Origin of the sequence: Paraburkholderia sp. LEh10 (genome assembly GCF_017814945.1) — a bacterium.
Taxonomy (GTDB): domain Bacteria; phylum Pseudomonadota; class Gammaproteobacteria; order Burkholderiales; family Burkholderiaceae; genus Paraburkholderia.
In genome coordinates this window covers 1-12958 of the sequence record NZ_JAGIPX010000120.1, presented here as the reverse complement: position 1 = coordinate 12958, position 12958 = coordinate 1, and the positions used below count along the sequence as shown (strand labels likewise).

14 protein-coding genes are annotated in these 12958 nt (G+C 64.1%); 12 read left to right on the top strand and 2 right to left on the bottom strand.

Annotated features, from left to right (window positions below):
• Nucleotides 1-85: 85 nt before the first annotated feature.
• The 4 genes from rfaE1 to cysM all read left to right on the top strand — a co-directional run bounded on the left by rfaE1 (nt 86) and on the right by cysM (nt 3783).
• Nucleotides 86-1084 (top strand): D-glycero-beta-D-manno-heptose-7-phosphate kinase, encoded by a 999-nt coding sequence (gene rfaE1 / locus J8I87_RS41965; protein ID WP_245254571.1) that lies wholly within the window; start codon nt 86-88, stop codon nt 1082-1084.
• A 78-nt stretch (nt 1085-1162) separates the two neighbouring features.
• The gene (gene rfaD / locus J8I87_RS41960; protein ID WP_209938431.1) at nt 1163-2155 is read left to right on the top strand and encodes an ADP-glyceromanno-heptose 6-epimerase; all 993 of its coding nucleotides are present in this window, start codon (nt 1163-1165) and stop codon (nt 2153-2155) included.
• Between the two features lie 76 nt (nt 2156-2231).
• A complete protein-coding gene (locus J8I87_RS41955) occupies nt 2232-2600 on the top strand; it encodes a helix-hairpin-helix domain-containing protein (RefSeq protein ID WP_209938429.1) in 369 nt (122 codons plus the stop codon).
• 280 nt (nt 2601-2880) lie between these two features.
• Entirely contained in the window at nt 2881-3783 is a 903-nt protein-coding gene (gene cysM / locus J8I87_RS41950; RefSeq protein ID WP_209938427.1) for a cysteine synthase CysM, read from the top strand.
• A 105-nt stretch (nt 3784-3888) separates the two neighbouring features.
• On the opposite strand, the gene mltB is transcribed toward cysM, so the two are convergent.
• Entirely contained in the window at nt 3889-5106 is a 1218-nt protein-coding gene (mltB, locus tag J8I87_RS41945; RefSeq protein ID WP_209938425.1) for a lytic murein transglycosylase B, read from the bottom strand.
• 209 nt (nt 5107-5315) lie between these two features.
• On the opposite strand from mltB, the gene J8I87_RS41940 reads away from it, so the two are divergent.
• Nucleotides 5316-6239: a histone deacetylase family protein gene (locus J8I87_RS41940; protein WP_209938422.1), complete on the top strand. Its 924-nt coding sequence runs from the start codon at nt 5316-5318 to the stop codon at nt 6237-6239.
• A 33-nt stretch (nt 6240-6272) separates the two neighbouring features.
• Nucleotides 6273-7073 carry an enoyl-CoA hydratase gene (locus tag J8I87_RS41935; protein ID WP_209938420.1) on the top strand — a complete coding sequence of 267 codons (801 nt, stop codon included), beginning with the start codon at nt 6273-6275 and terminating at the stop codon, nt 7071-7073.
• A 29-nt stretch (nt 7074-7102) separates the two neighbouring features.
• Here J8I87_RS41935 and J8I87_RS41930 read toward each other — a convergent pair whose 3' ends face one another.
• The gene (locus J8I87_RS41930; protein WP_209938419.1) at nt 7103-7978 is read right to left on the bottom strand and encodes an alpha/beta hydrolase; all 876 of its coding nucleotides are present in this window, start codon (nt 7976-7978) and stop codon (nt 7103-7105) included.
• A gap of 237 nt (nt 7979-8215) precedes the next feature.
• On the opposite strand from J8I87_RS41930, the gene J8I87_RS41925 reads away from it, so the two are divergent.
• The 6 genes from J8I87_RS41925 to J8I87_RS41900 all read left to right on the top strand — a co-directional run.
• Nucleotides 8216-9250, top strand: coding sequence for a methionine ABC transporter ATP-binding protein (locus J8I87_RS41925; protein ID WP_209938418.1), 1035 nt, complete (start codon nt 8216-8218; stop codon nt 9248-9250).
• On the top strand, nt 9240-9893 hold the full coding sequence (locus J8I87_RS41920) for a methionine ABC transporter permease (protein WP_209938416.1): 654 nt from the start codon (nt 9240-9242) through the stop codon (nt 9891-9893). The genes J8I87_RS41925 and J8I87_RS41920 overlap by 11 nt, the downstream gene beginning before the upstream one ends.
• A 29-nt stretch (nt 9894-9922) precedes the next feature.
• Nucleotides 9923-10723: a MetQ/NlpA family ABC transporter substrate-binding protein gene (locus tag J8I87_RS41915; RefSeq protein WP_209938415.1), complete on the top strand. Its 801-nt coding sequence runs from the start codon at nt 9923-9925 to the stop codon at nt 10721-10723.
• 237 nt (nt 10724-10960) lie between these two features.
• On the top strand, nt 10961-11710 hold the full coding sequence (locus J8I87_RS41910) for an electron transfer flavoprotein subunit beta/FixA family protein (RefSeq protein WP_209938414.1): 750 nt from the start codon (nt 10961-10963) through the stop codon (nt 11708-11710).
• 27 nt (nt 11711-11737) lie between these two features.
• Nucleotides 11738-12673: an electron transfer flavoprotein subunit alpha/FixB family protein gene (locus tag J8I87_RS41905; RefSeq protein WP_209938413.1), complete on the top strand. Its 936-nt coding sequence runs from the start codon at nt 11738-11740 to the stop codon at nt 12671-12673.
• A 103-nt stretch (nt 12674-12776) separates the two neighbouring features.
• Nucleotides 12777-12958: acyl-CoA dehydrogenase N-terminal domain-containing protein (locus tag J8I87_RS41900; RefSeq protein ID WP_209938412.1), on the top strand; the 182-nt coding region annotated here is incomplete at its 3' end.

Here is a 12958-nt window from a genome sequence, read left to right as displayed (position 1 = left end):
CCGTTGATTTTCGACGGCCGCAATCTGTATGAACCGGAGGCGATGTCGGAGCTCGGCATCGACTATCACTCGATTGGACGTTCTTATGCACGACCCGCTGAAATATCATCCGACTCCAGCCGTACCTGAAGGCGCCAGGCTCGCGCCGGAAGTCGGCACGGTCGCGCGCGAGCGGCTGGCGGCGGCGCGCGTGCTGGTGGTCGGCGACGTGATGCTGGACCGCTACTGGTTCGGCGACGTGAACCGAATTTCGCCGGAAGCGCCCGTGCCCGTGGTGCTCGTGCAGAGGCAGGAAGACCGGCTGGGCGGCGCGGCGAACGTCGCGCGCAACGCCGCGGCGCTCGGCGCGCAGGCGGGCCTGCTGTGCGTCGTCGGCCATGACGAGCCCGGCGAGCGCGTCGTGCAGTTGCTCGGCGACAGCGGCGTCGCGCCGCATCTGGAGCGCGACCCCGAACTGCCGACGACGATCAAGCTGCGCGTGCTGTCGCGTCAGCAGCAACTGTTGCGCGTCGACTTCGAAAAGGCGCCCGCGCACGAGGCATTGCTCGCCGGCCTCGCGCGCTACGACGCGCTGCTGCCCGCGCATGACGTGATCCTGATGTCGGACTACGCGAAAGGCGGCCTCACGCACGTCACGCAGATGATCGCGAAGGCGCGCGCGGCGGGCAAGCCGGTGCTGGTCGATCCGAAGGGTGACGACTGGGAGCGCTATCGCGGCGCCACGCTGATCACGCCGAACCGCGCGGAGCTGCGCGAAGTGGTCGGGCAGTGGAAATCCGAAGCCGATCTGCTTGCGCGCGTGACGAAGCTGCGCACCGAGCTCGAACTGACGGCGCTGCTGCTTACGCGCTCGGAAGAGGGCATGACGCTCTTCTCCGACGCTGGCATCCTGCACGCCGCGGCCGTCGCCCGCGAAGTGTATGATGTGTCCGGCGCAGGCGACACGGTGATCGCCACGCTCGCCGTGATGCTTGGCGCCGGCCTGCCGCTCGACGAAGCCGTCACGCTCGCGAACCGTGCGGCGGGCATCGTGGTCGCCAAGCTCGGCACCGCGACCGTCGACTACGACGAACTCTTTGACTGATGCCGCACGCGCCCGCACTTGCAGCGTGGCGTGCGGTTGATCGGCGCATCCGTTGACTCTCATCACAGCAGGACGACCATGACCCTCATCGTCACCGGCGCGGCTGGCTTTATCGGCAGCAACATCGTCAAGGCGCTCAACGAGCGCGGCGAAGACCGCATCATCGCCGTCGACAACCTGACGCGCGCCGACAAGTTCAAGAATCTCGTCGACTGCGAAATCGACGACTATCTCGACAAGACCGAATTCGTCGAACGCTTTGCGCGCGGCGACTTCGGCAAGGTGCGCGCGATTTTCCACGAAGGCGCCTGTTCGGACACGATGGAAACCGACGGCCGCTACATGATGGACAACAACTTCCGCTATAGCCGCGCCGTGCTCGACGCATGTCTCGCGCAGGGCGTGCAGTTTCTGTATGCGTCGTCGGCGGCGACGTACGGCGGCTCGTCGCGCTTCGTCGAAGAGCGCGAGGTCGAGGCGCCCCTCAACGTGTACGGCTACTCGAAGTTCCTGTTCGACCAGGTGATCCGGCGCGTGCTGCCGTCGGCGAAGAGCCAGGTCGTTGGCTTTCGCTACTTCAACGTGTACGGCCAGCGCGAGGCGCACAAAGGGCGCATGGCGTCCGTCGCGTTCCACAACTTCAACCAGTTCCGCGCCGAGGGCAAGGTGAAGCTGTTCGGCGAGTACAACGGCTACGCGGCGGGCGAGCAGACGCGCGATTTCGTCTCCGTCGAGGATGTCGCGAAGGTCAACCTGCATTTCTTCGATCATCCGGAGCGGTCGGGCATCTTCAATCTGGGCAGCGGGCGCGCGCAACCGTTCAACGATATCGCGTCGACGGTCGTCAACACGCTGCGCGTGCTCGCCGGCGAGCCGGCGTTGTCGCTGGCGGAACTCGTGCAGCGCGGGCTGATCGAGTACATTCCGTTCCCCGACGCGCTGCGCGGCAAGTACCAGTGCTTCACGCAGGCCGATCTGACGAAGCTGCGCGCAGCGGGCTACGACGCGCCGTTCCTGACCGTGCAGGAAGGCGTCGACCGCTATGTGCGTTGGCTATTCGGCCAGGTGTAAATCGTTCGTACACCTCTCTACACTGGAGTCTCCCGGTCGGTGATCGTCACCGGCCGGTGTTTCAGGGAGATTCCATATGCTCAAAAAAGTCATCGTCACGGCGGCCATGCTCGCCGCCTTCGGCCAGGCGTTCGCGTCGGTCGATGTCAACACCGCTAACGAATCCGCGCTGCGCGGCATCAAGGGCATCGGTCCCGCGAAGGCGAAGGCCATTCTCGACGAACGCACGGCGCACGGTCCGTTCAAGGACGCGACGGATCTCAGCAAGCGGGTCAAGGGTCTCGGCGGTCATACCGTCGAGCGTCTGCAGGCCGAGGGCCTCGCTGTCGGCACATCGGGCGCTGGTGCGACGGCTGTCGCTGCTGCTGGCGCACAGGCTGCGGCGCCGCACGGGAAGGCGGCACCCGCTGCGAAGAACGAACCCGCTGTGGTGGTCAAGAAGTAACCGCATGCCGTGAGCGCCTGATGCGCGCGGGTATCGACCCGCCTCAGGCGCTCATGACGAGTGTCATCGTTTTCCATTGGCCGGGGTTGCGTCAGGCTACTCCTTCAGCCGTCGTTCAGATGACTGGCTCCCGCGGCAGATCCAGCCTGCCGCGGCTTTTTGCGTCGGTTCGGACAAGGCGGCATCCGTGCGCGCATTGAGGGCTGCCGGCAGCCATGCGCCCGGTGGTTTAGAATCGTCGGATTCAAGACTTCGCGCATCGTCGCAGCACGCAACCGACATGGCTTACAAAACGATTGAAGACACGATCGGCAATACGCCCCTCATTCAACTCGTCCGCCTCGTGGACGACGATATTCGCAGCCGCAACAACGTCGTGCTGGGCAAGCTGGAAGGCAACAATCCCGCGGGCTCGGTGAAGGACCGCCCCGCGCTTTCGATGATCAAAAAGGCGGAGCAGCGCGGGCGCATCAAGCCGGGCGACACGCTGATCGAAGCGACGAGCGGCAACACGGGCATTGCGCTCGCGATGGCTGCGGCGATCCGTGGCTACAAGATGATCCTGATCATGCCGGAGGACCTGTCGCTGGAGCGCCGCCAGAGCATGGCTGCGTACGGCGCGCAGATCCTGCTGACACCCGTCAAGGGCGGCATGGAATACGCGCGCGACCTCGCCGAGCAGATGCAGCGCGAAGGCAAGGGCATCATCCTCGACCAGTTCGCCAACCCGGACAATCCCGTCGCGCACTACGAGGCGACGGGCCCCGAAATCTGGCGCGACACGGAAGGCCGCATCACGCACTTCGTATCCGCGATGGGCACGACGGGCACGATCATGGGCGTGTCGCAGTATCTGAAGGAGCAGAATCCCGCCATCGAGATCATCGGCGCGCAGCCTGAAGAGGGCTCGCGCATTCCGGGCATCCGCAAATGGCCGGAAGCCTATCTGCCGAAAATTTTCGACCGCAGTCGCGTCGATCGCGTCGAGCCTGTGAGCCAGGCTGCGTCGGAAGCCATGGCGCGCCGGATGGCGGCAGTGGAAGGCGTGTTCTGTGGCATCTCGTCGGCGGGCGCCTGCGAAGTGGCGCTGCGTATCGCGCGCCAGGTCGAGAATGCGACGATCGTGTTTGTCGTCTGCGATCGCGGCGACCGTTATCTGTCGACGGGTGTGTTTCCCGCCTGATGCCGGCTTGCCGCCTCAGGCACGTCCGCAAGGGAAAAACGCCGGCATTCGCCGGCGTTTTTGCATCGATCGCCTGAGCGCGGCGGTGGCGGGATTATGGCGAGGCTACTGTGACGCCGCGGGCATCGACGACGCATTGCCTGCTTCCGTTGCCGCCATCTGAGCCTTGACGCGCTCGCCGAGCTCATACACGGCCAGCGCATAGAAGAAGCTGCGGTTGTAGCGCGTCAGCACGTAGAAATTCTTCAGGCCGAGCGTGTATTCCGTCGGGCGGCCCGGCGACGGCAGATCGACGACGGTCACGGGCGTGCCTGCTTCCGTTGTCGTATCGAGGCCGGGCTGGTCCATCAGCATGCCGGCTTTCAGCAGTTGCTGCAGCGACCAGCGTGGTTCCGGCGCGCCCGTTGCCGCAGCCTGCGCGATGCCGAGGCTGCCCGTGTCCGTTGCGATGTTCCACACGACAGGGCGGCCCGTTTCCCAGCCGTTCTGCTTCAGATAATTTGCGACGCTGCCGATCGCATCGGCCTGGCTCGTGCGCAGGTCGATACGCTTGCTGCCCTCGTAGTCGACGGCATACTGGACGATGCTGCTCGGCAGAAACTGCGGAATGCCGATCGCGCCCGTGTACGAGCCGAGCACCGTCGTCGGATCGATTTGGGCATCGCGCGTCCACACGAGATAGTCTTCGAGATTCTTGCGGAACGTTGCCTGCCGTTCCGCGCGATTGGCCGTGTTCGGGTAATCGAATGTGAGCGTGGTGAGCGCATCGAGCACGCGGAAGTTGCCCATGTAGCGCCCATAGATCGTCTCGACACCGATAATCCCGACGATCACTTCGGGCGGCACGCCGAATTGCTCATAGGCGCGCTGCAGCGTCGCCTGGTTCGCGCGCCAGAATTTCACGCCTGCGTTGATGCGCACGGGATCGAGAAAGCGCGCCTGATACACGCGCCAGTTCTTGATCGACGGTGTCGGCGACGGCGTCACGAGCTTCACTGCCGTGGCCGAATAGCTGACGTGCGCAAAGAGCGCGTGCAACGCGTCGGGATCGAAGTCATGGCGCGCAGCCATGTCGTTGACGAATGCATCGACGTTGGCATTGTTCGCATAGCGCTGCGGCACGATCTCTTCTTCGAACGTCTGTCCTTGTTGCGTCGGCTGTTCCGGCTGGCCCTGCGCCAGCTGAACGCGCGGTCTGGCGGAGGCCGTCTGAGCCGAGGCCGGGCTGACTCCCGCGAACGCGCACCATGCAACGGACAGTGCGGCGGCTACAGTCGTTGCGCGTAGCCGAAGTTGTGCGGACGGAGCTAGCTTGACGGTCATGGTGAACTGGGTGTGTGCGGGCCGAAAAAGTTACGGGGCAGTATACCTGACGGGATTCTTCGAAACTGTGCAGAAGCATTGCGGCATCACGGTCTGGGTGCATCGTGTGGTAACTTCGTAGTATTCGCGCAACCCGCTTGCGTCAATGGACGGAGACATGGCAGTGCGCATGTGCACTTTTTGCGTGGCACGCTGCCCAAAATCAACTCATGGCAACCGGTTTCTATACACATGCAGACTGTCTGCAGCATGAGATGGGTCAATGGCATCCCGAATGCCCGGCCCGCCTGCAGGCAATCGAAGACCAGCTAATCGCAAGCCGCATCGGCGAGCTGATCGAGCGCGAATCCGCACCGCTTGCCGACGAAGCCGCGCTGTTGCGCGTGCATACGAAGGCGCATGTCGACTACATCCGCGAGCGCGCGCCGAGCAGCGGCTACGCGGAGATCGATCCCGACACGTCGATGAACCCGCATACGTGGACGGCCGCATTGCGTGCCGCGGGCGCGGCCGTCGCGGCCACGGACGCCGTGATGGAAGGCCGGTACGAGAACGCGTTCTGCAGCGTGCGCCCGCCCGGCCATCACGCGGAGCCGGCGCGCGCGATGGGCTTTTGCTTCTTCAACAACGTCGCAATTGCCGCACGGCATGCGCTCGAAGTGCATGGACTCCAACGCGTCGCGATCATCGATTTCGACGTGCATCACGGCAACGGCACGGAGGCCGCGTTTTCGAACGACTCGCGCGTGCTGATGTGCAGCATCTTCCAGCATCCGTTTTATCCGTTCACGGGCGCCGACAACCAGGCGCCGAACATGTGCAACGTGCCGATCGCGGCGCGCTCGAAGGGCATGGTCGTGCGCGAGGCCGTCGACATGATCTGGCTGCCGCGGCTCGAAACGTTCAAGCCGCAGATGCTGTTCGTGTCGGCGGGTTTCGACGCGCATCGCGAGGACGACCTCGGCAACATGGCGCTCGTCGAGGACGACTACGCGTGGATTACCCAGCAGATTCGCACGATCGCGGACAAGTACGCGAACGGGCGCATCGTCAGTTGCCTGGAAGGCGGCTATAACCTGTCGGCGCTCGGACGCAGCGTCGTCGCGCACGTGCGCGCACTCGCGGATATCTGAACGCGGGCGCGGCGCGCCGGAGGAGATCTCATCATGGACAGGGACGCGACGGGTGCGCTGATCGAAGTCACGCAAGACGCTTACGACCTGCGCGGCGTCGTGCGGCTCACGTTGAACCGGCCGGATGCGTTCAATGCGCTATCGGAGGCGCTGCTCGACGAACTGCAGACGCATCTCGCCGACATCGCGAAGAGCGACGCGCGCGTCGTCGTGATCGCGGGCGCGGGCCGCGCGTTTTGCGCCGGGCACGATCTGAAGGAAATGCGCGCCGCGCCGTCGCTGGACTATTACCAGACGCTCTTCGCGCGCTGCACGAAGATGATGCTCACGATCCAGCGCATGCCGCAGCCAGTGATCGCGCGCGTGCATGGCATTGCGACGGCGGCAGGTTGCCAGCTGGTCGCGATGTGCGATCTCGCCGTTGCCGCCGATACCGCGCGCTTTGCCGTGTCGGGTGTCAATCTCGGGCTCTTCTGCGCAACGCCTTCCGTGCCGCTGTCGCGTAACCTGTCGCGCAAGGCGGCACTCGAAATGCTGCTGACGGGCGACTTCATCGACGCGATGGCCGCAAAGCAGCAAGGCCTCGTGAATCGCGTGGTGCCGATGGACAGTCTCGACATCGAGCTCGCCTCGCTCGCGAAGAGCATTTGCGAGAAGCCGCGCGAAGCCGTCGGGGCGGGCAAGGGCCTGTTCTACCGGCAGCTCGAAATGGGCATCGAGGCCGCGTATCAGCTGGCGGGGCAGACGATGGCCTGCAACATGATGGACGAGTCGGCGCTCCAAGGCGTGCAGGCGTTCATCGACAAGCGGCGGCCGGACTGGCCCAAGCCCTGACGCCACCCGGCCGCTTCCCGCCCGGCACCTTATCTTGCACGGTTCAGAATCCACGCGACGAGCGCGTCGATCACGCGCTCGCGGTCGAAGTCGTTCATCGTCTCGTGATAGCTGCCTTCATAGAGCGTCAGCGTCTTGTCGGGCGAGCCGGCGTGCGCGCCGAAGTCGCGGCTGCCTTCGGGCTCGGTGAGCTTGTCGGCGGTGCCGTGCCAGACGAAGAGCGGCATGCGCAGCGCCGCGCGGCCCCGCTCGATGCGCTGCATCGCGAGCAGCAGTTCGGCGCCCGTGCGCGCGGGAATCGCGCCGTGATGCACGAGCGGATCGTTGCGGTTCGCTTCGACGGCGCCGCGATCGCGCGACAGCAGCGCCGCGTCGATTTTCATCGCCGGAAAGCGCGGCCACGCGCGGCTGACCTTCTGGCTGATCGCGAGCATCCAGCGCGGCACGTCGCGGCCGGGCGCGAGCGCGGGGCTCGACAGGATCAGGCCGGTTAACGCACGCCTGCGGCCGGGGTGTCTTTCGATCGCATGCAGCGCGGCGATTGCGCCGCCCATGCTGTGGCCCATCAGAAAGAGCGGGCCGTCATTGCGTGTTGCTTCCGTGACGAGGGCGTCGGCGTCGGACAAATAGTCGTCGAAGCGCTCGATCCATGCGCGCGGGCCGGGCGCGTTGCCGTGGCCGCGCAGATCGATAGCGATCAGTTCGATGCCGTTTGCGTTGAGCGCCTGCCCGAACGCTGCATAGCGTCCGGCATGCTCGGCGAGTCCGTGCACGAGCGCGACAGTCGCGCATCGCAAGCCCGCCGCGCGCCAGCGATAGAGCGGCAACTCGACGCCATCCCGCGTGACGACGCGCGAGCGTTCCGGGCTCGACGCAACGGATGCGGCGGCTTGCGAGGTTTCCATGGCATCTTCCGTTTTTTATCGTGGTGCGCCCGATCATAGCGGTATGCGCATCGTCGATCGCGATCGGCCGGACCGAGCAGTCCTCTAATTCCACAGGGTTATGAAAGTCTCGCAATTGATTATTAAAGGATATGACGAGCGTGCGGTAAAATCGCGCGCTCAAATCCCAATAAAAGACACGGCGGCGCGTGCCCCGGGGCGTGCAACGCCCGGTGGCGAGTCCGCCGTTTCGTTTACATGATCGAACTACGTCATCTCTCGCAGCGTTTTCCGGGGCCACGGGGCTGGGTCGAAGCGCTGCACAACGTCAATCTGTCGATTCCCCAAGGCGAGGTGTTCGGCATCATCGGGCGCAGCGGCGCCGGCAAGAGCACGCTGGTCCGCACGATCAACCTGCTGACGCGTCCGACGGAAGGCAATATCGTCGTCGACGGCCGCGATCTCACGACAATGCCCGCGGCGCAACTGCGCGAGGCGCGCCGCGAGATCGGCATGATCTTCCAGCACTTCAATCTGTTGTCGTCGCGCACCGTCTTCGATAACGTCGCGCTGCCGCTCGAACTTGCGGGCATGAAGCGCGCCGAGATCGACGCGCATGTGCTGCCGCTGCTCGAACTGGTCGGGCTATCCGCGCAGAAGGACCGTTATCCGTCGCAGATCAGCGGCGGGCAGAAGCAGCGCGTCGGCATTGCGCGCTCGCTCGCGAGCAAGCCGAAAGTGCTGCTCTCCGACGAGGCGACGTCGGCGCTCGATCCTGAAACGACCCGTGCGATCCTCGATCTGCTCAAGCGCATCAACCGCGAGCTGAAGCTGACCATCGTGCTCATCACGCACCAGATGGAAGTGATCAAGCAGGTGTGCGATCGCGTCGCGGTGCTCGACAACGGCCGCGTGGTCGAAGAGGGCAAGGTCATCGACGTGTTCCTGCAGCCGCATCACGAAGTCACGCGCGCGCTGATCGGCGATGTGATCGCGCAGGAACTGCCGCCTGCACTGAAGGCGCGCGTCGCCGAGCGCCTGAAAACCGGCCGCGGGCATCTGCTGCGGCTTGCCTTCACGGGCTCGGGCGTCGATCAGCCGATCCTGTCGGAGACGATCCGCCGCTACGAACTGGACTTCAATATCCTGCACGGCCAGATCGATGAGATCCAGGGGCAGGCGTTCGGCTCGCTCGCGGTGCTGGCGGGCGGTGAACCTGCGAAGGTCGCGCAGGCGCAGGCGTTCTTGCGCGAACAGGGCGTGGTGGTCGAGGAGTTGTCGTATGTTGAGTGAAATGTTCGATATGTTCGTGCAGTCGTTCTGGGAGACGCTGATCATGGTCGGCATCTCGGGACTGATCGGCGCAGCCGTCGGCCTGCCGCTCGGCGTGCTGCTCTATCTGACCGACCGTCAGGGCGTGCTGCAAAACGTCGCTGTCAACCGCGCGATGGGCGTGATCGTCAATGCCGTGCGCTCGACGCCGTTCATCATTCTGCTCGTTGCCGTGATTCCTTTTACGCGCCTCGTCGTCGGGTCGTCGATCGGCACGGCAGCCGCCGTCGTCCCGCTGACGATCGCCGCCGCGCCGTTCATCGCGCGGCTTGTCGAAACGGCGCTGCGCGAAGTCGATCGCGGGCTGATCGAAGCGGCGCAGGCAATGGGCGCGACCACGTCACAGATCGTTTTCAAGGTGCTGCTGCCGGAATCTCTGCCGGGCATCGTCGCGGGGCTGACGATCACGTTCGTGTCGCTGGTCGGCTATTCGGCGATGGCGGGCGCGATCGGCGGCGGAGGTCTCGGCGATCTCGGCATCCGCTACGGTTATCAGCGTTTTCTGCCGGAAGTGATGGTGACGGTCGTCGTGATCCTGATCGTCTTCGTGCAACTGGTGCAGTCGTTCGGGGATTGGCTCGTGCGTCGTCTGAGCCACAAATAAACATTCTTCAAGAAGATAAAGGTCTGGTCATGCAACGTCGTTTCATTTTCAAGGTCGCGGCTGTGCTGGGCGCGGCATCGCTGTTCGGCGCAGGGTCGCTCGCCTTCGCCGACGAATCGATCAAGGTCGGGGTGACGGGCGGCCCGCACGCGCAACTGATGGACGTCGTCAAGACGGTCGCCGCGAAGAACGGCCTGAACATCAAGGTCATCGAGTTCTCGGACTACGTGCAGCCGAACGCGGCGCTCGCGAGCGGCGATCTCGACGCGAACAGCTATCAGCACGATCCGTATCTGCAGGCGCAAGTGAAGGACCGCGGCTACAAGCTGATCAGAATCGCCGATACCGTGACCTTCCCGATGGGCATCTATTCGAAGAAGGTGAAAGCGCTGGCCGAGTTGCCGGCGGGCGCGAAGATCGCCGTGCCGAACGATCCGACCAACGGCGGCCGTGCGTTGCTTCTGCTGCAAAAGCAGGGCTTGATCAAGCTGCGCGCCGACGCGGGCCTGAAGGCGACGCCGCTCGATATCACCGAGAACCCGAGGAAGCTGAAGATCGTCGAACTCGACGCGGCGCAGATTCCGCGCTCGCTCGGCGATGTCGACGCGGCCGCGATCAACACGAACTTCGCAATGGAAGCGGGTTTGAAGCCGAAGCAGGATGCGATCGCGATCGAAGATCCGAAGGGTCCGTACGTGAACATCATTGCGATCCGCGAGGCGGACCGCAACAAGCCATGGGTGGCGAAGCTGGTTGCGGCCTACCACTCGCCGGAAGTGAAGCAGTTCATTGAAAGCAGGTTTGGCGGCGCGGTGATCGCGTCCTGGTGATCTGACGAATGCGCCGCTCTGGGCGGCGCGTTGCACCGCTCGACCGGATCGCATTGGTAGGAACCCTGACTTGGCTTTCGGGGCTTTACAAGGTTAGAATAGCACGACCGTTCGATATTTACATCGCGCCATCGAGGGGCGTTATCCTCGACACCAAGCAATCCCGAGGCGGCTGCAACAGAGGCTGTCGCTATAATGTCCGTCGGGTTGACGTATTCGTAACTTTGGAGCGTGTGCATGAAAATCCTGGTGCCAGTCAAGAGAGTGGTTGACTACAACGTCAAGGTCCGCGTGAAGTCGGACAACACGGGCGTCGATATCGCAAATGTGAAGATGTCGATGAACCCGTTCGACGAAATCGCCGTCGAAGAAGCCGTTCGACTGAAGGAAGCGGGCGTGGCGACGGAAGTGATCGCCGTATCGGCGGGCGTCGCGCAATGCCAGGAAACGCTGCGCACGGCGCTGGCGATCGGCGCGGACCGCGCGATCCTCGTCGAATCGAATGAAGACCTGCAGCCGCTCGCCGTCGCGAAGCTGCTGAAGGCGCTGGTCGACAAGGAGCAGCCTCAGCTGGTGATTCTCGGCAAGCAGGCGATCGACGACGACTCGAACCAGACAGGCCAGATGCTGGCAGCGCTGGCGGGTCTGCCGCAGGCGACGTTCGCATCGAAGGTTGTTGTCGCGGACGGCAAGGCGACCGTGTCGCGTGAAGTCGATGGCGGCTCGGAAACGCTGTCGCTGAAGCTGCCCGCCGTGGTCACGACCGATCTGCGCCTTAACGAGCCGCGCTATGTGACGCTGCCCAACATCATGAAGGCGAAGAAGAAGCCGCTTGAAACCGTGAAGCCCGAAGATCTGGGCGTCGATGTGACGCCGCGTCTGAAGACGCTGAAGGTCAGCGAGCCGCCGAAGCGCTCGGCGGGCGTCAAGGTGGCCGACGTGAAGACGCTGGTCGAGAAGCTGAAGACCGAAGCCAAAGTGCTTTGATATATCGGGCACACGGAGACGAATGAAATGACGATTCTGGTAATTGCTGAACACGACAACGCGTCGATCAAGGCTGCGACGCTGAACACGGTGGCTGCCGCACAGAAGATCGGTGGCGACGTTCATCTGCTGGTCGCGGGCCACAACGCGCAAGCGGCGGCTGACGCGGCTGCGAAGATCGCGGGAGTCGCAAAGGTGCTGCTCGCCGACGCGCCGCAACTGGCCGAAGGCCTCGCGGAAAACGTCGAGGCGACGGTGCTGAACATCGCGAAGGACTACTCGCACATCCTCGCGCCGGCCACGGCTTACGGCAAGAACATCGCGCCGCGCATCGCCGCGAAGCTCGACGTCGCGCAGATCAGCGACATCACGGCTGTCGATTCGGCCGATACCTTCGAGCGCCCGATTTACGCAGGCAACGCGATTGCGATCGTGCAATCCGCGGATCCCGTCAAGGTCATCACGGTTCGCGCAACGGGATTCGACCCGGTCGCAGCGGAAGGTGGCAGCGCACCCGTCGAAAAGATCGAAGCAGCAGCGGACGCGGGCATCTCCCAGTTCGTGAGCCGCGAAGTGACGAAGCTGGACCGTCCGGAACTGACGTCGGCGAGCATCATCGTGTCGGGTGGTCGGGGTCTCGGGAGCGGCGAGAACTACACGAAGGTGCTGGAGCCGTTGGCAGACAAGTTGGGCGCAGCGATGGGCGCATCGCGCGCGGCCGTCGATGCGGGCTATGTGCCGAACGACTATCAGGTGGGACAAACGGGCAAGATCGTCGCGCCGCAGCTGTACATCGCGGTCGGCATCTCGGGCGCGATCCAGCATCTGGCCGGCATGAAGGACTCGAAGGTGATCGTCGCGATCAACAAGGATGAAGAAGCGCCGATTTTCAGCGTCGCGGACTATGGGCTGGTTGGCGATCTGTTCTCGGTCGTGCCTGAGTTGGTGAGCGCACTCGGCTGATTAGAAGAACGCGCCGCGTGATGGCGCACGTCAGCAAGGCGAAAGGGCGCGAGGATGTCGAATCCAGCGCCCTTTTTTTCTATGGAGTCGGGAGGAGGCAGTCATGAGCTATACGGCACCCATCAAGGACATGATGTTCGTGATGCAGGAACTGGCCGCACTCGAAGAAGTCGCAGCGCTGCCGGGTTTCGAAGAAGCGAACGCCGACACGGCACAGGCCGTGCTCGAAGAATCCGCGAAGCTGTGCGGCGAAGTGCTGGCGCCGCTGAACGTCGAAGGCGACAA